This is a genomic window from Kosakonia sp. BYX6, from assembly GCF_038449125.1.
In the GTDB taxonomy this organism is placed as follows: Bacteria; Pseudomonadota; Gammaproteobacteria; order Enterobacterales; family Enterobacteriaceae; genus Kosakonia; species Kosakonia calanthes.
Window position 1 is genome coordinate 3686610 of sequence record NZ_CP151800.1, and the last position, 20819, is coordinate 3707428.

The following is a 20819-nucleotide window of genomic DNA, read 5'->3' on the forward strand; positions in this document are numbered from 1 at the left end:
AATACGATAGTAGTCAGACGTTGTAACAGGACTCAAGGCACTTGCCAACCGCCAGCGCGATTCGCTCACTTTTTTGTTGAGCGGGATCAGTCAGCGTAACGGTAGATTTTTACAAAATTGTTGCAAAAACATAAAAACATAACTTTTTAAAATTATTCTTAATTTGTCATAAATCTTTAATTTCAGAGCGTTAAAACCCTTCCTGTTTTTCACGGGGCATTATGCCCAGCGAATATTAGCGCGTTAGTTCAATCAGGAATTCAAAATGAAAAAGAGCACTCTGGCATTAATGGTACTGGGCGTTGTCGCTTCCGCTTCTTCTGTTCACGCAGCCGAAGTTTATAACAAAAATGGCAACAAATTGGACGTGTACGGCAAAGTGAAAGCCATGCACTACTTCAGCGACGATACCAGCAACGACGGTGACAAAACCTACGTGCGTTTCGGCTTCAAAGGTGAAACGCAAATCAACGATCAGATGACCGGTTTCGGTCGTTGGGAATCTGAATTCGCAGGCAACAACGATGAAAGTACCTCGGGTCAGAAAACCCGTCTGGCGTTTGCAGGCCTGAAAATCAAAGATTTTGGTTCTATCGACTACGGCCGTAACCTGGGCGTGCTGTATGACGTCGCCGCTATCACCGATATGTTCCCGGAATTTGGCGGTGACTCGCTGGCGCGTACCGATAACTTCATGACCAAACGTACAACAGGCGTTGCGACTTACCGTAACACCGATTTCTTCGGCATGATTGACGGTCTGGATATGACCCTGCAATACCAGGGTAAAAACGAAAATGGCCGCAGCAGCGTGATCAAACAAAACGGCGACGGCTGGGGCACATCTCTGGCTTACGATTTCGGCGGCAGCCCGATCACGGTGATTGGCGCTTACGCGAACTCTGACCGTACCAACGCGCAGAATGCAATGACGCTCGGCCAGGGCCAGAACGCGGAAGCCTGGGCCACTGGCGTGAAATACGATGCGAACGATTTGTATATCGCAACCTTCTACTCCCTGTCTTACAACATGACGCCGGTCTCTTCTTCTCTGGGCTTCGCCAACAAAGCCGAGAACTTTGAAGCGGTGATTCAGTACCAATTCGACTTCGGTCTGCGTCCGTCTCTGGGCTATGTGCTGACCAAAGGCAAAGACATGGAAAACGGTATCGGCGACGAAGATCTGGTTAACTACATCGACGTTGGCGCGACTTACTACTTCAACAAGAACTTCTCTGCGATGGTTGACTACAAAATCAACCAGATCAAAGACGACAACAAATTGGCTATCGCTGACGACGACATCGTTGCTGTTGGCGTGACTTACCAGTTCTAAGTAGCTTTACCAGGAACAACCCTCGTTATTTGCAATGCCCTCGCAAGAGGGCATTGATTTCCCGGACAGAGAGAATGCAGGCAATGCCTGTCCATGCCCGATACGCGAAACGCGATCGGGCATTTTTTTATGGGGGGAGATTATGCGGGGAGTTTCAACTTCTCTTTAAAATTATCGGCAGGTTCAAGCTTCAGCTCTAAAGAGGCCAAAAGAGCACGCGCACGCTCATGGAAATCGCGCAGCGTTTGCTCAAGACGATCGGTCACTTCCTGATCTTTGATGGCTGTCGGCTTCCACTGCCCTTCTTTATCGAAGAGACCGAAATGGTAGCGATAGGTAAAGCGCTTCTCTTGCGCTTCCATCTCCATCCACCATCCCCAAAATTCACGTTTTTCAGGCGCGGGTTTCACATTCACGCAAACTGCCAGGCAATCAAAGAAAAAACGGTTTTCTTCGCACTGCTCTTCGCGGATATATGGCCCAAGCGCAGTAAACTTTTTAACTAACCTGCTTTTCGGATGTCCACTCGGTAACGTCATTGCGATCTCCTTTTGTGATGCAACTGTTTTACCAAACCAATAGAATTTATCAATCTATTAACGGAAATGATGGCTGATCCATCCGGTGATTTGTTGCAACGCTTTGTCAAAATTGCGATACACCGGCTTGAACGGGATCTCGAGTAATTTCCCATTATTCGAAGACGACGTGATTAATCGCGACTCCTCTTCCGGGCTAAACGGATCATTTTGCCAGAAGCCGGAAAGCATCGGCGTCGGGCAGCGTCTTCCCAATAAACCCTGCGTTTTCAGCGAGTAGCGATTAAGTTCCACCCGCAGTGCTTCATCCGACGCGTCATGCATACCCAGGCGGCTGGCAAGCACGTCGAGATACATCTCAGGTACCCTTCCCTGGCGCGACGGCTCGCTGAGCAGCGCATGCACCACCGGCCCAAGACACGCCACCGCTTTCAGACGCGAGGCTTCAAGGTACGCCAACCGCACCGCCACGTTTGCGCCAAAGCGAAAACCGAACGCCGCAACTTTAGTGTGATCCACCCACGGAATGTTCGGCAGCGCTTGCAGCGCGTGCTGATGCAGCAGGCTGGAATCCTGGGTTAATTTCCATTTCGAGGAGAAGCCGACAGACGGCATATCAAGCGTCAACATCGCAATGCCTTGCGGGGCGAAGTAACGCTCATAAAGGGTGTAGTAATCAATTTGCAGGCCATCCAGCCCGCCGCACATCAGTACCGTAGGAAACGGGCCGTCGCCCGGCGGCATATGCAGAAATCCGCTCACCGGCGCGCCGCCAGGGATGGCGAACTCCAGCTCTTTGATGGTGCCGGGTAACCGCTGGGCGGCTTCTTCGTAAGCGCGATTGGCCAGCGCCTGCGCTTGTTCGGCGAGCACATCGCCTTTGATATGGGGATAAGCGGCAATGCTGTATAAGCTCGACGCATGCAGCCAGTGGCGACCGCTCTTTGTCGCGTCCTCTTCCTGCATCCCTTTTTGTTGCCAGAGCATCGCCTGGGTGGACCATTCGTAGATCCAGTTACCGTTGCGGTAGCCGACAACCGTATCCAGCAAATCTGCGTCGGTGCGCTCGGCCTGGCTCATCACAATCCGTGCCTGTACTTCGAGGATTTCACGCGCATCCACACCGCGCCAAATCCACATCAGCCGGTTGAGCATCCGGTACCATTGCGGCACATTTGTACCATCGAGTGTGGATTGTATTGGCGGCTGCGCGCCTGGGTTAAAGCGACGCACCAGCGTGGAAGTCTCTGGATGTTTAAAGCGGGGTTTGAACAGCGTTTCGCTAAGATTTGACTGTGACATTGCGCGCAGCCTCCTTGTAAATATCACCGGAGGTTATTGTAACCTGTCATGTGCCAAAAAGAACAACGCCCGGCAGAACCGGGCGTGAGCAGAATGCGAGGGGAATTAACGGCTGCTGATAGGCGGAACGAAAACCACGCCCATATCCCACGGCTGTTCAATCCAGGTATCCTGCGGGATATCAATCACATAATCATTAACCAGCGGGCGTCCAGCCGGTTTAGCGAAAATGGTAACGAAATGCGCTTTTGGATACATTTCGCGAATCGCAACCGCCGTACCGCCGGTGTCCACCAGATCGTCAATCACGATAAAGCCTTCACCGTCACCTTCCGCGCGTTTCAGGACTTTCAGCTCGCGCTGGTTGTCGTGGTCATAGCTGGAGATACAAACGGTATCGACATGACGAATACCCAGTTCACGCGCCAGCAATGCGCCCGGTACCAGACCGCCACGGCTTACGGCGATAATGCCTTTCCATTGTTCAGAAGGCATCAGTCGGGCGGCAAGTTTGCGTGCGTGAATCTGCAGCATGTCCCAGGTGACGACGTATTTTTCGCTCATGTGAAGTGTCCCAGCCTGTGTTTTACGGCTTAAAAAGTGTTCGAGGGGGAATGGGTTGCGCGAGATTATAGAGATCTGAAACGCTAAAAACCAGTGTTACCCGGCATCGCAGACGCTTTTTACCGATTCCCGTACTCGCGAAGCCGCAATAAAGTGGTATTCTCAACGCCATCTCGCAAGAATGCCTTGCGATTTTTTTATTTAACCCTGTACCTGCAAGGTAAGTTTCGCAGGCTCTTCGTAAGGAGACTCATCGTGTCTGAACTGTCTCAACTATCTCCGCAGCCGCTGTGGGATATTTTTGCCAAAATCTGCTCCATTCCGCACCCGTCCTACCATGAAGAACAACTCGCCGAACACATCATGGGCTGGGCAAAAGAGAAAGGCCTGCACGCGGAGCGCGACCAGGTTGGCAACATTCTGATCCGCAAACCCGCCACCGTCGGGATGGAAAACCGCAAGCCGGTGGTTCTGCAAGCGCACCTGGATATGGTGCCGCAGAAAAATAACGACACAGAACACGATTTCACCAAAGATCCGATTCGCCCTTACATCGACGGCGAGTGGATTAAAGCGCGCGGCACCACGCTCGGCGCGGATAACGGCATTGGCATGGCTTCCGCGCTGGCAGTGCTGGCAGATTCCACCGTCGAGCACGGCCCGCTGGAAGTGCTGCTGACCATGACCGAAGAAGCCGGCATGGACGGCGCGTTCGGCTTGCAGGCCAACTGGTTGCAGGCGGACATTCTGATTAACACCGACTCTGAAGAAGAAGGTGAAATCTACATGGGTTGCGCGGGCGGTATCGACTTCATCACCACCCTGCCGTTAACGCGCGAAGCGGTTCCTGCCGGTTTCAACACCTTCAAACTGACGCTTAAAGGCCTGAAAGGCGGCCACTCCGGCGCCGACATTCATTTAGGTCTTGGCAACGCCAACAAACTGCTGGCGCGCTTCCTCGCCGGTCACGCTGATGAGCTGGATCTGCGCCTGCTGGATTTCACCGGTGGCACCCTGCGCAACGCCATCCCACGTGAAGCGATTGCGGTTGTTGCCGTTCCGGCCGACAAATCCGCACAGCTGAAAACGCTGGCGGAGTCTTATCAGGCAATCCTGAAAAACGAGCTGGAAGCGAAAGAGAAAAACCTGGTGGTGCTGGTCGACAGCGTAACCAGCGATAAAACCGCGCTGACCACCGCTTCTCGCGATGCGTTTGTTCGCTTGCTCAACGCGACGCCAAACGGCGTGATCCGTAATTCCGACGTCGCCAAAGGCGTGGTGGAAACCTCGTTGAACGTCGGCGTTGTAACCTTGCAGGACGACAACGCAGAGATCATCTGTCTGATCCGCTCGCTGGTCGATAGCGGTAAAGATTACGTGGTAAGCATGCTGGAATCGCTGGGCGCGCTGGCCGGTGCGAAAACCGCGCCGAAAGGCGGCTACCCGGGCTGGCAGCCGGACGCGCATTCACCGGTGATGGCTTTGGTGCGTGAAACTTACCAGCGTCTGTTCAACAAAACGCCGAACATTCAGGTGATCCACGCCGGTCTGGAGTGCGGTCTGTTTAAAAAACCGTACCCGGATATGGATATGGTTTCTATCGGGCCGACCATTACCGGTCCGCACTCTCCGGATGAGCAAGTGCACATCGAAAGCGTGGGCCAGTACTGGACCCTGCTGACTGAATTGCTGAAAGCGATCCCGGCGAAATAAGCCTGCTGTCCGCGCCGCCCGGCGCGGACATTTCCCTCTATAACCCCAGCACCAATTGCCGCTCGAGTTGCGGATCCAGCAAAGTCACATGCAGCCCCACCAGCCGAACCCCGCGCCCGCCGCGCCGCTCGTTCCAGGTTTTACGCGCCGTCGCCACTAAATCCTCTTTATTTAAACGCGGCCAGACATGCTCCTGGGTGGTGAGCTGGAAGTCATTAAATTTCAGTTTCACGCCCTGGCGAGCAATCAGCAGATCCGGTTTGACCTTCGCCAGGCGGCATTCGAGTTCAGGATACAAGTGCTCAATAATCGCCTCGCACTCTTCCCAGTGATGAATATCTTCCGCCAGCGTGCGCTCGACGCCGACGGATTTACGCAGCCGGTCACTACTGATTTCTCGCTCATCGATGCCCTGGCTTCGCTCCCACAACACGCGGCCAAATTTGCCAAAGCGCTTGAGCAGCATCGCCAGATCGCTGTTCTGCACATCTTCACAGGTACGCAGACCCAGCGTTTCCAGCTTCGCCGCCGAGACTTTTCCCACGCCCGGAATTTTGCTCAACGGCAAGGTGCGCAAAAACGCCGGAACGTCCGCAGGCGTAATCACATATTGCCCATCGGGCTTGTTGAGATCGGAGGCGATTTTGGCAAGGAACTTTACCGGCGCAATCCCCGCCGACGCGGTCAATTGCGTCTCTTTGAAAATAGTCTGGCGAATCTCCTGCGCCATCAGCGTTGCCGAACCGTGGCAGTGTGGGCTTTCCGTAACATCCAGATACGCTTCGTCCAGCGAAAGCGGTTCAATAAGCGAGGTGTAGCGGGAAAAGATATCGCGAATTTGGTTAGAAGCTTCTTTATAAGCGTCAAAACGGCCAGGCAATAAGGTGAGGTGCGGGCAGAGTTTGAGGGCCATTGCGGTGGGCATCGCGCTGCGAACGCCGTATTTGCGCGCCGGATAGTTGGCGGTGCTGATTACGCCGCGCTTCACCCGGCTGCCGCCGATTGCAATGGGAATATCGCGCAGGGCTGGGTTGTCGCGCATTTCTACCGCCGCGAAAAAGCAGTCCATATCAACATGTATGATTTTGCGCATGCGTACACCCTCACAGAACACTGGATAAGTATACAGCACGTTTCAGTGAAATGAGAAGCCAGCGCGTAAATCCGGCGAAAAGAACCTAATAAGTGGGGTAATTCCGGCTATTTACTTTCATAATGTCCTCCAGCTATCCGGCTAAGCATTTGAAAGCCAATGTACAAAAATTGTTCGCGTTACGTTGATGGCGCAGCCGATAACGCGCCAGCGCGAAGGATGGAAGGTACCAGGGGCTTGCGAAAAAATGCCGTAATGCTAATGTGGGCGCTCCAAAACAGAATTGTCTGATTTTTGGGCTTCTTTTGCCGTTCTGGCAATGTGGTATTAGCTTTATCAAGGAAACAAGTAGTATGCGCAAAATCGCATTATTTATTGCGATGCTTTTGATTCCGTGCGTCTCTTTTGCTGGCCTGGTCGGCAGCAACAGTTCAATTACGCCGGTCAGCAAAGAATTCAAACAGCAGTTGATGGGGTCGCCGGTTTATATCCAAATCTTCAAGGAAGAGCGCACCCTTGATCTTTTCGTCAAGATGGGCGAGCAGTACCAGTTGCTCGACAGCTACAAAATTTGTAATTACTCCGGCGGTTTGGGTCCCAAACAGCGCCAGGGTGATTTTAAAAGCCCGGAAGGGTTTTATTCCGTGCAGCGCAACCAGCTCAAGCCGGACAGCCGTTTTTATAAGGCCATCAACATTGGTTTTCCCAATACCTATGACCGCGCCCACGGCTATGAAGGCAAGTACTTGATGATCCACGGTGCCTGCGTTTCCATTGGCTGTTACGCCATGACGGATAGCGGTATCGATGAGATTTTCCAGTTTGTGACCGCCGCGCTGGTCTTTGGGCAGCCGAACGTGCAGGTAAGTATTTATCCGTTCCGCATGACCGACGCTAATATGCAGCGTCATAAATACTCGACCTACGCGGATTTCTGGCGTCAGTTAAAACCGGGCTATGACTACTTCGCCACTACCCACCAGCCGCCGGTTGTCTCGGTTGTGGATGGTCGTTATGTGGTTAGCAAACCGCTGAACACCTCTGTTCAGCCGCAGCTGGCGTCAAACTACACGCTCCCCGAGGCAAAATAACGCCCACTCGCCTGGCATAATCTTGTGCCAGGTTTCGTTGCCGGTTAACGGCTGCGTCGCAATCATGGTCACCACATCATTCGGTGTGGTTTCCCGCTGAAAATCGATCTCCACGTCCTGATCCAGCAGCGTTGCCACACCAAACGGCGCGCGTCGCGTGATCCAAAATAGATTCGTGGAACAGAACGCCATCACATAGCGCCCGTCCGATAGCAGCATATTGAAAACGCCTTTCTCACGCAGTTGTACCGCCAGCGCAGCAATATATTTAAACACCGCCGCCATATTGCCCGGCGTACGCGGGTAGCGTTGGGTCAGCTTATACAGCAGCCAGCAAAAAGCTTTCTCGCTATCGGTTTCACCCACCGGGCGAAAATTCCCGGTCTCCAGCGATTTGTACCCCTTAAGCTGCCCGTTGTGGGCATACGTCCAGTGGCGCCCCCACAGCTCGCGAGTGAAAGGATGGGTATTTTCCAGCGCCACTTCGCCACGGTTTGCCTGGCGAATATGGGCAATCACCGAATGGGATTTGATCGGGTAATCTTGCACCAGTTTGGCGATGGGCGAGTTAAAGCTGGGTTGCGGATCTTTGAACGTGCGACAGCCTTTGCCTTCGTAGAAGGTAATTCCCCAGCCATCTTTATGCGGCCCGGTTCCCCCGCCACGCTGGACAAGACCGGTAAAACTAAAGCAAATATCGGTCGGCACGTTAGCGCTCATACCGAGCAGTTCGCACATATACACCCCCACAACCGCCTCGATCTGAGAAGGCGTTATTGTTGCAGCCAGTTTGGACACGGACAGCGCACAGAAACCGGAGCGTACACGTAGTACGTGAGGATTTCGAGCACTGCCCAGATTCAAAATGGCAAATAAAATAGCCTTCTTTAAGCCTTAGCCATCTCTTTTTCGATCAGCTGAATCAGTATATGAATCACTTTGATATGGATTTCCTGAATACGATCAGCATAACCAAAATGCGGCACACGAATTTCAACATCCGCCGTACCAGCCATTTTGCCGCCGTCTTTACCGGTCAGGGTGATCACTTTCATCCCCTTCTCACACGCCGCTTCAACGGCTTTGATAACGTTCGCGGAGTTACCGGAAGTGGAGATCCCCAACAGCACGTCGCCTTCGCGGCCAACGGCTTCCACATAACGGGAAAAGATAAAGTCGTAACCGAAGTCATTACTGACGCAAGAGATGTGGCTGACATCGGAAATGGCAATTGCCGGGTAGCCTGGGCGGTTTTCACGGTAGCGCCCGGTTAACTCTTCAGCAAAATGCATGGCATCACAATGCGAGCCGCCGTTACCACAGGATAAAACTTTGCCGCCGGCTTTAAAGCTGTCGGCCAGCAACACCGCCGCGCGCTGAATAGCGTGAATATTGGCTTCATCTTTCAAGAAATTCGCCAGCGTTTCCGCCGCTTCGTTCAGTTCGTTACGAATCAGATCCTGGTACATGAGGATATCCTTCAGCATGAATGTAAATAACACTGCGCAGTGTACCGGATAGCATTCCAGGCGAGAAGCTAAAGCCCATCCCCCTTCCGGCGTTTTCGATTTTCCTGCGCAAAATGTCCCCAACAATGTGAACCAGGTTGTAATTATTTTGTAAACACATTGCTAAAAGAAATCACATCCACTACAACTCATAACATCACAAGTGGTCAGACCTCCTACAAGAAGGGAGCATTTCTTTATGATGATTTTGAGTCTTGTCGCAACGGTCGTTCTGCTCGGTGTGCTGTTTTATCACCGGGTCAACTTGCTGCTCAGCAGCGTGATTTTGCTGGCGTGGACTGCCGCGCTTGGCCTCTCCGGTTTGTGGTCCATCTGGGTGCTGCTGCCGCTGGCGATTATTCTGGTTCCGTTCAACTTCCCGCCGATGCGCAAAGCGCTAATCTCCGCTCCCGTGTTCCGGGGTTTTCGTAAAGTGATGCCGCCGATGTCGCGCACCGAAAAAGAAGCCATTGACGCCGGCACGACCTGGTGGGAAGGCGATCTGTTTCGCGGCAACCCGGACTGGAAAAAGCTGCACAACTACCCGCAGCCGCGCCTGACCGCCGAAGAACAAGCCTTTATTGACGGCCCGGTGGAAGAAGCCTGCCGCATGGCTAACGACTTCCAGATAACTCACGAAATGGCAGATCTGCCGCCGGAACTGTGGGCGTTCTTAAAAGAGCACCGCTTCTTCGCAATGATCATCAAAAAAGAGTACGGCGGGCTGGAGTTCTCGGCGTATGCGCAGTCCCGCGTGCTGCAAAAACTGGCTGGCGTCTCTGGAATCCTGGCAATTACCGTCGGCGTACCGAACTCGTTAGGCCCAGGCGAATTGCTGCAACACTACGGCACCGAAGATCAGAAAGATCACTACCTGCCGCGCCTGGCGCGTGGCGTGGAAATCCCCTGTTTTGCGCTGACCAGCCCGGAAGCGGGTTCCGATGCGGGTGCCATTCCGGATACCGGCGTGGTGTGTATGGGTGACTGGCAAGGCGAGCAGGTGCTCGGCATGCGCCTCACCTGGAACAAGCGTTATATCACCCTCGCGCCGATTGCCACCGTGCTTGGCCTGGCGTTTAAACTTTCCGACCCGGATAAACTACTAGGCGGCGAAGAAGACCTGGGTATTACCTGCGCGCTGATCCCGACCTCAACGCCTGGCGTAGAAATTGGCCGTCGCCATTTCCCGCTCAACGTTCCCTTCCAGAACGGCCCAACCCGCGGCGACAACATCTTTGTGCCGATTGATTACATCATCGGCGGCCCGAAAATGGCCGGTCAGGGCTGGCGCATGCTGGTGGAATGTCTGTCGGTCGGGCGCGGCATAACTCTGCCGTCCAACTCGACGGGCGGCGTGAAATCGGTCGCGCTGGGGATTGGCGCTTACGCCCATATTCGCCGTCAGTTCAAAGTGCCGATTGGCAAAATGGAAGGCATTGAAGAGCCGTTGGCGCGCATTGGTGGTAACGCGTATGTGATGGATGCCGCCGCCGCGCTGATTACCTACGGCATTATGCTCGGCGAAAAACCGGCGGTATTGTCGGCGATTGTGAAATACCACTGTACCCACCGTGGTCAGCAGTCAATCATCGACGCGATGGATATTGCAGGCGGTAAAGGCATCATGCTCGGCGAAAGCAACTTCCTTGCCCGCACTTACCAGGGCGCGCCGATCGCCATTACCGTGGAAGGGGCAAACATCCTGACGCGCACCATGATGATCTTCGGCCAGGGCGCGATCCGCTGCCATCCGTATGTGCTCGAAGAGATGGCCGCCGCGCAAAATAACGATGTGGACGCCTTCGACAAACTGTTGTTCAAACATATCGGCCACGTGGGCAGTAACAAAGTGCGCAGCTTCTGGCTCGGCCTGACGCGCGGTTTGACCAGCACAACGCCGACCGGCGATGCAACCAAACGTTACTACCAGCATTTGAACCGCCTGAGCGCCAACCTTGCGCTGCTCTCCGATGTTTCCATGGCGGTACTGGGCGGCAGCCTGAAACGCCGCGAGCGCATCTCCGCCCGTTTGGGTGACGTGTTAAGCCAGCTGTTCCTGGCTTCCGCGACGCTGAAACGTTATGACGACGAAGGCCGTCAGGAAGCGGATCTGCCGCTGGTGCATTGGGGCGTGCAGGATGCGCTGTATAAAGCCGAACAGGCGATGGACGATCTGCTGGATAACTTCCCGAACCGTGTGATCGCAGGTGCATTGAGCTTTGTCATCTTCCCAACCGGTCGCCACCACCTTGCGCCATCCGACAAGCTGGATCACAAAGTCGCGAAGATCCTGCAAACGCCGAGCGCAACCCGTTCGCGCATCGGTCGTGGTCAGTATCTGACCGCCAGCCCGCACAACCCGGTCGGCTTGCTGGAAGAAGCGCTGATCGATGTGATGGCCGCCGATCCGATTCATCAACGCATCTGCAAAGCGTTGGGTAAAAACTTGCCGTTTACCCGCCTGGATGACCTGGCGCACCAGGCGCTGGCGGGCGGGTTGATTAACCAGGACGAAGCCGCGCTGCTTATCAAAGCGGAAACCAGCCGCCTGCGCAGCATCAACGTGGACGACTTTGACGCGGAGGCACTGGCGACTCAGCCGGTGGTAAAAACGCCAGAGAAGGTGCGCAAGCCGGAAGCAGCGTAACGCTGTAACTGCTTGAAAAGCATATCCACTTTCTAAAACCCGCATGCTGCGGGTTTTTTTTCATTTCTGCATGCTACATTGTCCTCATGTCGTCTTAGGGGGGTTCTCATTGTGCCTGGTCTGAAAATTACGCTATTACAACAACCGCTAGTCTGGATGGATGGGCCAGCAAATCTGCGCCATTTTGATATTCAACTGGAAGAGATAACCGGCCGCGATGTGATTGTGCTGCCGGAAATGTTCACCACCGGCTTTGCAATGGAAGCGGCAAAACAGTCGATGGCGCAAGAAGACGTGATTGCGTGGATGCAGGATAAAGCGCGCCATACCAACGCGTTAATCGCCGGGAGCGCCGCGCTGCAAACCGAACGCGGGCCGGTGAACCGCTTTTTGTTGGTCGAGCCAGAAGGCAAGGTGCATTTTTACGATAAACGCCATCTGTTTCGCATGGCCGATGAGCACCATCACTACGCAGCGGGTAATGCACGTGTCGTGTTTGAATGGCGCGGCTGGCGGATTCTGCCGCTGGTCTGCTACGACCTGCGTTTCCCGGTCTGGTCGCGCAACCGCGATGATTACGATCTGCTGTTGTATGTCGCAAACTGGCCCGCGCCGCGTTCGCTGCACTGGCAGTCGCTGTTGGTGGCGCGCGCCATTGAAAATCAGGCGTGGGTGGCGGCCTGTAACCGCGTCGGCACCGACGGCAACGGTCACCATTATCGCGGCGACAGCCGGGTGATCAGCCCGCAGGGGGAAATTATCGCCACCGCCAAAGCGCATCTGGCGACGCGTATTGACGCGGAGATGTCGTTAAGCGCCCTGCAAGAATACCGGGCGCAGTTCCCGGCCTGGCAGGACGCGGATCCGTTTACGCTGGAGTAATGAAACGCCCGGTGGCGCTGCGCTTACCGGGCCGACAAATGACAAAACCCACGCGCCGCCATCCGGCGAAATTGCCCTTACCCGGCCTACAAAACCCTGTAGGCCGGGTAAGCGTTTACGCGCCATCCGGCCAGATAAAACGCGCGGATTAGCTCACTAACGCCTGCCCATCTTTGCGGCTCTCCGTCGCCGCCAGATAATGCCCTTCCGGCATCCGGTAAACCACCTGTGCACCGCCAAAGTTATACCCGGCCTGCGGATCTTCAACGGTTATCAGGTGCCCGCGCTCGCGCAGTGCAGCAATCACATTGTGTGAAAACGTCGCTTCAACCACCACTTCGCGCCCCTGCACCACGCGCCAGCGCGGCGCATCAATCGCTGCCTGCGGGTTTTGCCCGTGCTGCATAATGCGCAGCGCCATTTGCATGTGCCCCTGCGCCTGCATCGGCCCGCCCATCACGCCAAACGACATCAGCGGTTTGCCGTCCGCACCCATCGCGAAGCCTGGAATAATGGTGTGGAACGGGCGTTTGCTGCCCGCCAGCGCATTCGGATGTTTGGGGTCTAACACAAAGCCGCAGCCGCGGTTTTGCAGGCTGATACCGGTGTCCGGCACCACAACGCCCGAGCCAAAGCCCATAAAGTTCGACTGAATAAACGACACCATCATGCCGCTGGCATCGGCGGTGGAGAGATACACCGTGCCGCTTTGCGTCGGTGAACCGTAGACAAAATCAGACGCTTTATTCGGGTCGATCAGCGCCGCGCGCGACTTTAGGTAGTCATCGCTGAGCAGCCGTTCTGCGGCAAACTCCATATGATCTTCGTCGGCGACATAGCGGTCGAGATCGGCGAGCGCCAGCTTCATCGCTTCAATGGACAGATGCAGCGACTGCACCGAATCCGGGTCGTAACGGCCAATATCGCACTGCTCCAGAATGCCAAGCGCGATCAACGTGGCGATGCCCTGCCCGTTCGGTGGCAACTCCTGTACCGAACCGCCCGCGAATTCACGTGATAACAACGAAACCCAATCGGCTTTGTGATTCGCCAGATCCGCTTCCGTCAGATGCGCGCCGTGCGCTTTGGCGAAGGCGGCGATTTTTTGCGCCAACTCGCCGCGATAAAATGCTTCGCCGTTGGTTTTCGCGATCAATTCCAGCGTGCGGGCCTGCGCCGGGTTACGGAAGATTTCGCCGATTTTCGGCGCGCGCCCTTCTGGCGCAAAACAGGCGCTGAACCCCGGCTGATCTTTTAGCTTGTTGTAGCCGCGCTGCCACAAATGACCAATCAACGGCGAAACGGGAAAACCGTTGCGGGCGTATTCAATCGCCGGTTGCGCGAGCGTGGTGAGCGGCAGCGTGCCGAAACGCTCGGCGAGCGCCACCCAGCCGGACACCGCGCCAGGCACGGTTACCGCATCCCAACCGATTTCCGGCACCGCATCCAGCCCGGCGAAAATATCCGCGTGCCAGCTTGCCGGGGAACGACCGGACGCGTTCAGCCCGTGCAGTTCTTTGCCATCCCAAACAATGGCGAACGCATCGCTGCCAATCCCGCAGCCGGTCGGTTCCACCACCGTTAACGCCATCGCCGTGGCAATCGCCGCGTCTACCGCATTGCCGCCCTGCTGCAACATGCGCATCCCGGCTTGCGCCGCCAGCGGCTGCGACGTCGCTACCGCGTTGTGCCCCATCATCGGCGCACGGCGCGACGCGTAACCCACGTTAAAATCAATCGCTTTCGTCATCAAAACTCCTTAGTCGTGGCGCGGATCGAGCGCGTCGCGCAGCCCGTCGCCGAGTAAATTAAATCCCTGCACCGTCAAAAAGATAGCTACGCCTGGGAAAATGGACATCCAGGGCGCCTGTTCGAGAAAACCTTTGGCGGTGTTGAGCATCGCGCCCCAGGAGGGGTACGGCGGCTGTTGCCCAAGCCCGAGAAACGACAGGCTGGCTTCGGTGATGATCGCCGAGGCAATCGCCAACGTCGCCTGCACGATAATCGGCGACATCACATTCGGCAGCACATAGCGCAAGATTATCCAGCGGTCAGGCAGGCCAATCGCCCGCGCGCCGTCGATGTACTCTTCATTACGAATCGCGATCACCTGGCCGCGCGTCAGGCGGGCGAAGATCGGCATCGCCGACAGGCCAATGGCGATCATCGCGTTGGTCAGGCTGGGGCCGAGAAACGCGCCGAGGGCAATGGCCATAATCAGAAACGGGCACGCGAGCAGCGCTTCGATAAAGCGAGAAATCACGCCGTCCCAAATGCCCTGAAAATAGCCCGCCAACAGGCCGAGCGGCACGCCGATCACCACCGCAATCACCACCGACACACAGCCCGCCAGCAGCGAGGTGCGCGCGCCCCAAATCATGCGCGAAAGAATATCGCGCCCCAGTTCGTCGGTGCCGAACCAGTAGAGTTCAGACGGCGGTTTACGTACCGCCAGGAAGTTGGCTTTCACCGGATCGAACGGCGCAATCCACGGTGCCAGCAAGGCGATGAGCACGAAAACGCCGACGATCGCCGCGCCAATCACCGCGCTTTTGTTGGCGAGAAATTTCTTCAGCACCCGGTTTTCCGCGCGTGGCAGCGACGCCGCCACGCGTACAGTGGTCAGTTCCGCCATTATTGGCTCCGCATTTTCGGGTTAATCAACACATACAGCACGTCCGCCAGCAGGTTCAGCGCCAGGAAACCTATCGCCACCACCAGCACCACGCCCTGCACCACCGCGTAATCACGGTTGAAGACGGAATCGACAATCATCTTGCCGAAGCCTGGAATGGTAAACACCTGCTCGGTCAGCACCGCGCCGCCTAACAACTCGCCAAACAGCAGCGTCGTCAGTGTTATCACCGGCACCAGCGCGTTACGAAACGCGTGCTTCATGATCACCGCTTTTGGCAGCAAGCCCTTGGCGCGTGCGGTGCGAATATAGTCCGCTTTCAGCACCGCAATCATCGAAGCGCGGGTATGGCGCATCAATGTTGCGGCAAGCCCGGTGCCGAGCACCAGCGCGGGCAGCAGCAGTGTGCGCAGGTTTTGCAGCGGATCTTCGCTAAACGGCACAAAGCCAGAGGCGGGCAGCCACTGCAAATTGACCGAGAAAATAAGGATCAACAAAATCCCCAGCCAGAAGTGCGGCACCGAAATCCCGGAGATGGCAACAAAGTTGGTGCCGTGATCGATCCAACTGTTTTTGTTGACCGCCGCCATGATCCCCATACTGATGCCAAACAGCAGCGCGATAATCATCGCCAGCAGCGACATCTCCAGGGTCACTGGCAGCTTGGTGGCAATCAGGTGGGTGACCGGCTCCTGAGTGCGTAAGGAGACGCCAAGATCCCCCTGCAAAGCGCGGGTCAACCAGTTGAAATACTGCACCGGGATTGGCGCATCCAGGTTTAGCTCCGCGCGTAACTGGGCGATCACCGCCGGGTCGCGTTCCTCGCCAAGCATGGCGGTCAGCGGATCGCCGGGTAGCAGTTTTTGCAGCCCGAACACCATCATACTGACCATCAGCAGCGTCGGAATAGCGAGCATCAGGCGTTTGCAAATCAATTCCAGCATGGTTTCTCCTTACAACGGCCGTTTACTTCGCGAGCGTCAGACCCGCCAGACGCACAATGCCGTCCGGGTAAGGTTTGAAGCCCTGCACTTTTTTATTCAGCCCGAACATGCGCGGCTCGAAGTAGAGATAAGCGAGGGGCATATCCGTTTGCAGTTGCTTCACCACGTTTTCGTACAGCCCCTTGCGCGTCGCCGGATCGTTATGCAAACGCGCCTGCGTCAGCCATTCATCAACTTGCGGGTTGCTGTAGCGACCGTCGTTCAGCGTCCCTTTACTGTTGATAAACCCGAAGATGCTGCCGTCCGGATCCGGGCGACCGGACCAGCCGGAGTAGCTCAACTGAAAATCCCCGCGTTGCTGACGATCGAGCAACGTCGCGAACTCAGTCATTTGCAGGTTGACGTTAAAGCCCGCTTCAGCGGTCATCGCCTGCAATACCTGGCCCACTTGCTGAGAAATCGGGTTGTTCGGCACCAACAGCGAAACGGTGATCGGCGTCGTTACGCCCGCCGCTTTCAGCAGCGCTTTGGCTTTTTCCACATCGCGCGGCGGCACCGGCAATTTCACGTGATAGGGGCTAACCGGGGAAAACGCCTGGTTCGCTGGCGAGTAAAGACCTTCGAACACCACCTGATTCAGCGCGTCGCGGTCAATGGCCTGCGAGAACGCTTCGCGCACGCGGGCATCTTTGAATGGATCGTTGGCCGGGACTTTGCCGTTATTGATGTTAAAGGTAATGCCCTGGTAACCGAGGCCGGTGACCTTCGCCAGTTGCAGCTGGCTGTCGGCCTGCACGGTTTTCACGTCGCTGGCGGCAATGCCTTCCGTCAGATCCAGATCGCCCGCGCGCAGGTTTGCAAGGCGCACGGAGGCATCCGGAATCGGCAGGTAAATCACTTTGTCGAAGTGGTACGCGCCTTTGTTCCAGTAGTTATCAAAGCGCGACAGCACAATGCGATCCTGTGACACGCGGCTGTCGAATTTATACGGCCCGGAACAAACCGGGTGCGCGGCAAAGTCCGGCTTTTTCGCCGCCTCTGGTGCCAGCATCGCGCCGGCGCGGTCGGTCAACTGCATCAGCAACGCCGAATCCGCCGTTTTCAGGTGCAGTACAATCTGCATTGGCCCGGTCACTTCCACAGACTCAATGGAGGAGATTTCGCTTTTGCGCAGCGAACCTGGCAAGGTGAGCGCGCGATCGAGGCTGAATTTCGCCGCCGCAGCGTCAAACTTCTCGCCATCGTGGAACGTCACGCCCTCGCGCAGGTTCATGGTCAGGGTTTTGCCGTCTTCGCTCCACGACCACTCTTTCGCCAGACCCGGCACCACTTTCAGGTTTTCATCCACATCCACCAGCCGGTCGCACAGTGAGGCAAATACAAAACGCCCGTAATAAGTGCGCGCCAGGTGCGGATCAAGCATGTCCGGGTCCGCGCCCAGCCCAATGCGCAGGACATTTTCAGCCTGGGCCGGCAGCGCCGCGCCCAACAACATAACGCTTCCCAGAACGGTCAAAAGAGAATTTCGCACAATCATTATTCTTTCCTTCAAAGTGACGAGTGAGAGGCCGCATGTTCAAACAGTGCGCGGCGGCGCAGGAACGCGGCGGAGGGCGGAGCTATCTGAATAACGCTACGATCACGGTTGATCTCCTGCCAGCGGTGGCAAGACACCTGGCGGCCGCCATCGAGCACCTGGGTAATCGGCTCGCGCTGGCGGCACTCTTCGGTGACATACGGGCAACGGGTGTGAAAACGGCAACCCTGCGGCGGGTTAGACGGGTTCGGCAAATCGCCCTGCAACAGCGGCGTTTCGCGCGCAAGTCCTGGCTGCGTCTGCGGCGCAGAGGCAATCAGCGCCTGGGTGTACGGGTGCAGCGGCGCATCGAAAATCTCATCCACTGTCGCCATCTCGACGATCTGCCCGAGGTACATCACTGCCACGCGATCGCTCATATGGCGGATCACCGCAAGGCCATGCGCGACGATAATCATCGTCAGGCCAAGCTGTTGTTTGAGGTCTTCCAGCAGGTTGACCACCTGCGCCTGCACCGACACATCCAGCGCGGAAACGGGCTCATCGCCGAGCAGCAGTTTCGGCCCGGACGCCAGGGCGCGGGCAATGCCAATACGCTGGCGCTGGCCGCCGGAAAACTCATGCGGGTAACGCCGAGCCCAGGCGGCAGGCAAGCCCACTGTCGACAGCAGTTCGGCGACGCGTGGCTGGCGATCGGCCTTGTTCATCTTCTGGTGCAGCCACAGCGGTTCGCCGACGATTTCCTCCACCGTCATGCGCGGGTTCAGCGAGGCGAACGGATCCTGAAAGATGATTTGCAGTTCGCGGCGCAACTGGTTTAAACGCGCCCCGCTGGCATCGGTGATCTCTTCACCCTGGTAATAAACCCGCCCTTCGGAGGCGGCCAATAAACGCAGCAGCAGGCGACCAAGGGTTGATTTACCGGAACCGGACTCGCCCACAATCGCCAGTGTTTCGCCGGGGTAAACCGTCAGGGAAACACGGTCAACAGCGGTGACGAAGCGCTTCGGGGCGAACAGGCGCGTCGGCCCGACAAAGCGTTTGCTTAGGTCGTGCGCTTCTAAAATGGGTGTACTCATGCGGTTTCTCCCAACGCAATATGCTGTTCAAGGGGAACACGGAAACAGGCGACCTGATGGCCCCGCCCCTGCGGCTGTAGCGCGGGTTTTTCCTCGTGGCAACGCGTCTGCGCAAACGGGCAGCGAGTCGCGAAACGGCAGCCTTTCGGCATCGCTTCCGGCAGCGGTACCGATCCGGGAATGGTGGAAAGCTGGCCTTTGCGCGCGCCGAGTGAAGGGATCGAACCCATCAAACCGATGGTGTACGGATGTTGTGGATCGGCAAAAATCGCCTCGACGCTGCCCTGTTCAACCACTTGCCCGGCGTACATCACCGCCACTTGTTGGGCGACTTCGGCAACGACGCCGAGATCGTGGGTGATCATCAGCACCGCCGTGCCGGTGTCGGCTTTCAGGGTGTTGAGCAGCGCGAGGATCTGCGCCTGAATGGTCACATCCAGCGCGGTGGTCGGTTCATCGGCAATCAGCAGGCGCGGGTTATTGATCAGCGCCATCGCAATCATCACGCGCTGGCGCATACCGCCGGAAAGCTGGTGCGGATAGGCTTTGAGGCGCATTTCTGGCGCGGGGATTTGCACTTTTTCGAGGATCTGTAGCGCGACGTCCAGCGCCGCTTTGCGCGGCACATGCTGGTGGCGCATCACCGCTTCACTGAGCTGATCGCCCAGCGTAAACGCCGGGTTCAGGGAGGTCATCGGCTCCTGGAAAATCATCGCCAGCGCGTTGCCGCGAAGGTCGGCGTATTCGCGCGGGGAAAGCTGGCGCAAATTGTGTTCGCGAAACTGCATTTCACCACTGATGATCTGCGCGCTGGCGGGCAACAACCCCATCAGTGCCAGCGACGTGATGCTTTTGCCGCAGCCGGATTCGCCCACCAGCGCCAGCGTTTCGCCGCTTTTGACGGTCAGCGAAATACCGTCCAGCACGCTGACCGGCGATCCGGCAAATTGCACCTTCAGGTTGTGCAAACGCAGCACCGGCGCGGCGTCTTTAAAAGGGATCGTCGTCATGGCGTCTCGTCCTCAAGATGAATGGCCTGGGTCAGGGCATGTTGCAGATCAAGCAAGTGTTCACGCATCGCCGTTGCCGCCGCTTTCGGCTGGCGATCCCGAATAGCCTGCATGATGCGGTGGTGATGATCGTTGTAGCGATCGACCTTGGCTGGCGTGCGCGCAAGTTCGCGCAGATGCTGCCAGGCGGGTTCGCGACGTACCGCGTCGAGGGTGTCGAAAAGGCCGAGCATCAAGCGGTTGCCCGCCGCTTCGGCGATGGCCCGGTGAAACGCGCTGTCCCACAGCTCATTCAGATCCGGGTCGTCCGGGCTGACGTTATCGATGCGCTCCAGCATGCGCTGCATCAGCGCCACGTTTTCCGGGCTGGCACGCAACGCCGCCAGCCGCGCAAGGCCTGGCTCGATTTGCAAGCGGGCTTCCATCACTTCCAGCATGTTGGTTTGCTGCACCAGCCCTTGCAGCGCAATCGGCGTGACCGGCGCGGTTGGGCCGGTAAACGTGCCTTTGCCCTGCTTGCGCCAAATGCGCCCCTCTTCTTCCAGCACGTCGAGCGCGCGGCGCACTTCACGGCGCCCGACGCCCAGCGTTTCAGCGAGTTCACGTTCAGTGGGCAATGGAGTCCCTGGTGTTGACTCATGTTGGTGGATCAGCCCACGAAGTTGTTCAAGCGCTGTACTGGAATTCGCCAGATAGCGTGACGGTTTTTCCATATTGGTTCATCCGCGTTTCGCGTTTTATTTTTCTTTAATTACAGAAAGTTAAATTTAAATCGTTCTGTATACCCCGCAGTGGATTAAGCAATTAGCGAACCAATCCGCTATTGGTTCGGTCATATTTTTGAAATTTTTGTTAATGCTTTGATTTGATAATGTTTATTTTTTGGCGAGGCATGAGGATAGATTTAGTACACGCAGACGCGGAAAGGTGGACATGCAC

Annotated in this window: 18 protein-coding genes; 5 read left to right on the plus strand and 13 right to left on the minus strand. The window is 56.4% G+C overall.

Annotated features, from left to right (window positions below):
- Nucleotides 1–265: 265 nt before the first annotated feature.
- Complete coding sequence (phoE, locus tag AAEY27_RS17380; RefSeq protein WP_342322030.1) at nt 266–1336, plus strand: phosphoporin PhoE; 1071 nt, start codon at nt 266–268, stop codon at nt 1334–1336.
- Nucleotides 1337–1476: 140 nt separating this feature from the next.
- On the opposite strand, the gene crl is transcribed toward phoE, so the two are convergent.
- The 3 genes from crl to gpt form a co-directional block, all read right to left on the minus strand.
- Nucleotides 1477–1875, minus strand: coding sequence for a sigma factor-binding protein Crl (gene crl / locus AAEY27_RS17385; RefSeq protein ID WP_342322032.1), 399 nt, complete (start codon nt 1873–1875; stop codon nt 1477–1479).
- A gap of 57 nt (nt 1876–1932) precedes the next feature.
- The gene (frsA, locus tag AAEY27_RS17390) at nt 1933–3177 is read right to left on the minus strand and encodes an esterase FrsA (RefSeq protein WP_342322033.1); all 1245 of its coding nucleotides are present in this window, start codon (nt 3175–3177) and stop codon (nt 1933–1935) included.
- A gap of 105 nt (nt 3178–3282) precedes the next feature.
- Entirely contained in the window at nt 3283–3741 is a 459-nt protein-coding gene (gene gpt / locus AAEY27_RS17395; RefSeq protein WP_342322034.1) for a xanthine phosphoribosyltransferase, read from the minus strand.
- Nucleotides 3742–3996: 255 nt separating this feature from the next.
- On the opposite strand from gpt, the gene pepD reads away from it, so the two are divergent.
- The gene (gene pepD / locus AAEY27_RS17400; RefSeq protein WP_342322036.1) at nt 3997–5454 is read left to right on the plus strand and encodes a cytosol nonspecific dipeptidase; all 1458 of its coding nucleotides are present in this window, start codon (nt 3997–3999) and stop codon (nt 5452–5454) included.
- 37 nt (nt 5455–5491) lie between these two features.
- Here the strand turns inward: pepD and dinB are convergent, their stop codons facing one another.
- A complete protein-coding gene (gene dinB / locus AAEY27_RS17405) occupies nt 5492–6547 on the minus strand; it encodes a DNA polymerase IV (protein WP_342322037.1) in 1056 nt (351 codons plus the stop codon).
- 353 nt (nt 6548–6900) lie between these two features.
- Here dinB and dpaA point away from each other — a divergent pair, with 353 nt between their 5' ends.
- Nucleotides 6901–7638: a peptidoglycan meso-diaminopimelic acid protein amidase gene (dpaA, locus tag AAEY27_RS17410; protein WP_342322039.1), complete on the plus strand. Its 738-nt coding sequence runs from the start codon at nt 6901–6903 to the stop codon at nt 7636–7638.
- On the opposite strand, the gene AAEY27_RS17415 is transcribed toward dpaA, so the two are convergent.
- The gene (locus tag AAEY27_RS17415) at nt 7609–8376 is read right to left on the minus strand and encodes a class II glutamine amidotransferase (protein WP_342322040.1); all 768 of its coding nucleotides are present in this window, start codon (nt 8374–8376) and stop codon (nt 7609–7611) included. The two genes, dpaA and AAEY27_RS17415, sit on opposite strands and share 30 nt — an antisense overlap.
- A 149-nt stretch (nt 8377–8525) precedes the next feature.
- Nucleotides 8526–9107: a D-sedoheptulose 7-phosphate isomerase gene (lpcA, locus tag AAEY27_RS17420; protein WP_342322041.1), complete on the minus strand. Its 582-nt coding sequence runs from the start codon at nt 9105–9107 to the stop codon at nt 8526–8528.
- Between the two features lie 238 nt (nt 9108–9345).
- Here lpcA and fadE point away from each other — a divergent pair, with 238 nt between their 5' ends.
- Together fadE and AAEY27_RS17430 are read left to right on the plus strand one after the other, a co-directional pair.
- Nucleotides 9346–11793: an acyl-CoA dehydrogenase FadE gene (fadE, locus tag AAEY27_RS17425; protein WP_342322043.1), complete on the plus strand. Its 2448-nt coding sequence runs from the start codon at nt 9346–9348 to the stop codon at nt 11791–11793.
- A 111-nt stretch (nt 11794–11904) separates the two neighbouring features.
- A complete protein-coding gene (locus AAEY27_RS17430) occupies nt 11905–12675 on the plus strand; it encodes an amidohydrolase (protein WP_342322045.1) in 771 nt (256 codons plus the stop codon).
- A 148-nt stretch (nt 12676–12823) separates the two neighbouring features.
- Here AAEY27_RS17430 and AAEY27_RS17435 read toward each other — a convergent pair whose 3' ends face one another.
- The 7 genes from AAEY27_RS17435 to AAEY27_RS17465 are packed head-to-tail and all read right to left on the minus strand — an operon-like array spanning nt 12824 to nt 20593.
- Nucleotides 12824–14425 carry a gamma-glutamyltransferase family protein gene (locus tag AAEY27_RS17435; RefSeq protein ID WP_342322046.1) on the minus strand — a complete coding sequence of 534 codons (1602 nt, stop codon included), beginning with the start codon at nt 14423–14425 and terminating at the stop codon, nt 12824–12826.
- 9 nt (nt 14426–14434) lie between these two features.
- Nucleotides 14435–15310, minus strand: a complete 876-nt coding sequence (locus AAEY27_RS17440; RefSeq protein WP_342322047.1) for an ABC transporter permease — start codon at nt 15308–15310, stop codon at nt 14435–14437.
- Nucleotides 15310–16254, minus strand: coding sequence for an ABC transporter permease (locus AAEY27_RS17445; protein WP_342322049.1), 945 nt, complete (start codon nt 16252–16254; stop codon nt 15310–15312). The genes AAEY27_RS17440 and AAEY27_RS17445 overlap by 1 nt, the downstream gene beginning before the upstream one ends.
- 22 nt (nt 16255–16276) lie before the next feature.
- Nucleotides 16277–17791: an ABC transporter substrate-binding protein gene (locus AAEY27_RS17450; RefSeq protein WP_342322051.1), complete on the minus strand. Its 1515-nt coding sequence runs from the start codon at nt 17789–17791 to the stop codon at nt 16277–16279.
- A gap of 11 nt (nt 17792–17802) precedes the next feature.
- Entirely contained in the window at nt 17803–18870 is a 1068-nt protein-coding gene (locus tag AAEY27_RS17455) for an ABC transporter ATP-binding protein (RefSeq protein WP_342322052.1), read from the minus strand.
- A complete protein-coding gene (locus AAEY27_RS17460) occupies nt 18867–19880 on the minus strand; it encodes an ABC transporter ATP-binding protein (RefSeq protein WP_342322053.1) in 1014 nt (337 codons plus the stop codon). The genes AAEY27_RS17455 and AAEY27_RS17460 overlap by 4 nt, the downstream gene beginning before the upstream one ends.
- The gene (locus AAEY27_RS17465) at nt 19877–20593 is read right to left on the minus strand and encodes a FadR/GntR family transcriptional regulator (protein ID WP_342322054.1); all 717 of its coding nucleotides are present in this window, start codon (nt 20591–20593) and stop codon (nt 19877–19879) included. Before AAEY27_RS17465 ends, AAEY27_RS17460 begins: the two co-directional genes overlap by 4 nt.
- Nucleotides 20594–20819: the final 226 nt, after the last annotated feature.

Excerpts from the sequence above, each read along its gene's own strand:
- phoE (WP_342322030.1), top strand. The coding sequence starts at position 266 with ATGAAAAAGAGCACTCTGGCATTAATGGTACTGGGCGTTGTCGCTTCC.
- crl (WP_342322032.1), bottom strand. The coding sequence starts at position 1,875 with ATGACGTTACCGAGTGGACATCCGAAAAGCAGGTTAGTTAAAAAGTTT.
- frsA (WP_342322033.1), bottom strand. The coding sequence starts at position 3,177 with ATGTCACAGTCAAATCTTAGCGAAACGCTGTTCAAACCCCGCTTTAAA.
- gpt (WP_342322034.1), bottom strand. The coding sequence starts at position 3,741 with ATGAGCGAAAAATACGTCGTCACCTGGGACATGCTGCAGATTCACGCA.
- dinB (WP_342322037.1), bottom strand. The coding sequence starts at position 6,547 with ATGCGCAAAATCATACATGTTGATATGGACTGCTTTTTCGCGGCGGTA.
- dpaA (WP_342322039.1), top strand. The coding sequence starts at position 6,901 with ATGCGCAAAATCGCATTATTTATTGCGATGCTTTTGATTCCGTGCGTC.
- AAEY27_RS17415 (WP_342322040.1), bottom strand. The coding sequence starts at position 8,376 with ATGTGCGAACTGCTCGGTATGAGCGCTAACGTGCCGACCGATATTTGC.
- lpcA (WP_342322041.1), bottom strand. The coding sequence starts at position 9,107 with ATGTACCAGGATCTGATTCGTAACGAACTGAACGAAGCGGCGGAAACG.
- fadE (WP_342322043.1), top strand. The coding sequence starts at position 9,346 with ATGATGATTTTGAGTCTTGTCGCAACGGTCGTTCTGCTCGGTGTGCTG.
- AAEY27_RS17435 (WP_342322046.1), bottom strand. The coding sequence starts at position 14,425 with ATGACGAAAGCGATTGATTTTAACGTGGGTTACGCGTCGCGCCGTGCG.
- AAEY27_RS17440 (WP_342322047.1), bottom strand. The coding sequence starts at position 15,310 with ATGGCGGAACTGACCACTGTACGCGTGGCGGCGTCGCTGCCACGCGCG.
- AAEY27_RS17445 (WP_342322049.1), bottom strand. The coding sequence starts at position 16,254 with ATGCTGGAATTGATTTGCAAACGCCTGATGCTCGCTATTCCGACGCTG.
- AAEY27_RS17450 (WP_342322051.1), bottom strand. The coding sequence starts at position 17,791 with ATGATTGTGCGAAATTCTCTTTTGACCGTTCTGGGAAGCGTTATGTTG.
- AAEY27_RS17455 (WP_342322052.1), bottom strand. The coding sequence starts at position 18,870 with ATGAGTACACCCATTTTAGAAGCGCACGACCTAAGCAAACGCTTTGTC.
- AAEY27_RS17460 (WP_342322053.1), bottom strand. The coding sequence starts at position 19,880 with ATGACGACGATCCCTTTTAAAGACGCCGCGCCGGTGCTGCGTTTGCAC.
- AAEY27_RS17465 (WP_342322054.1), bottom strand. The coding sequence starts at position 20,593 with ATGGAAAAACCGTCACGCTATCTGGCGAATTCCAGTACAGCGCTTGAA.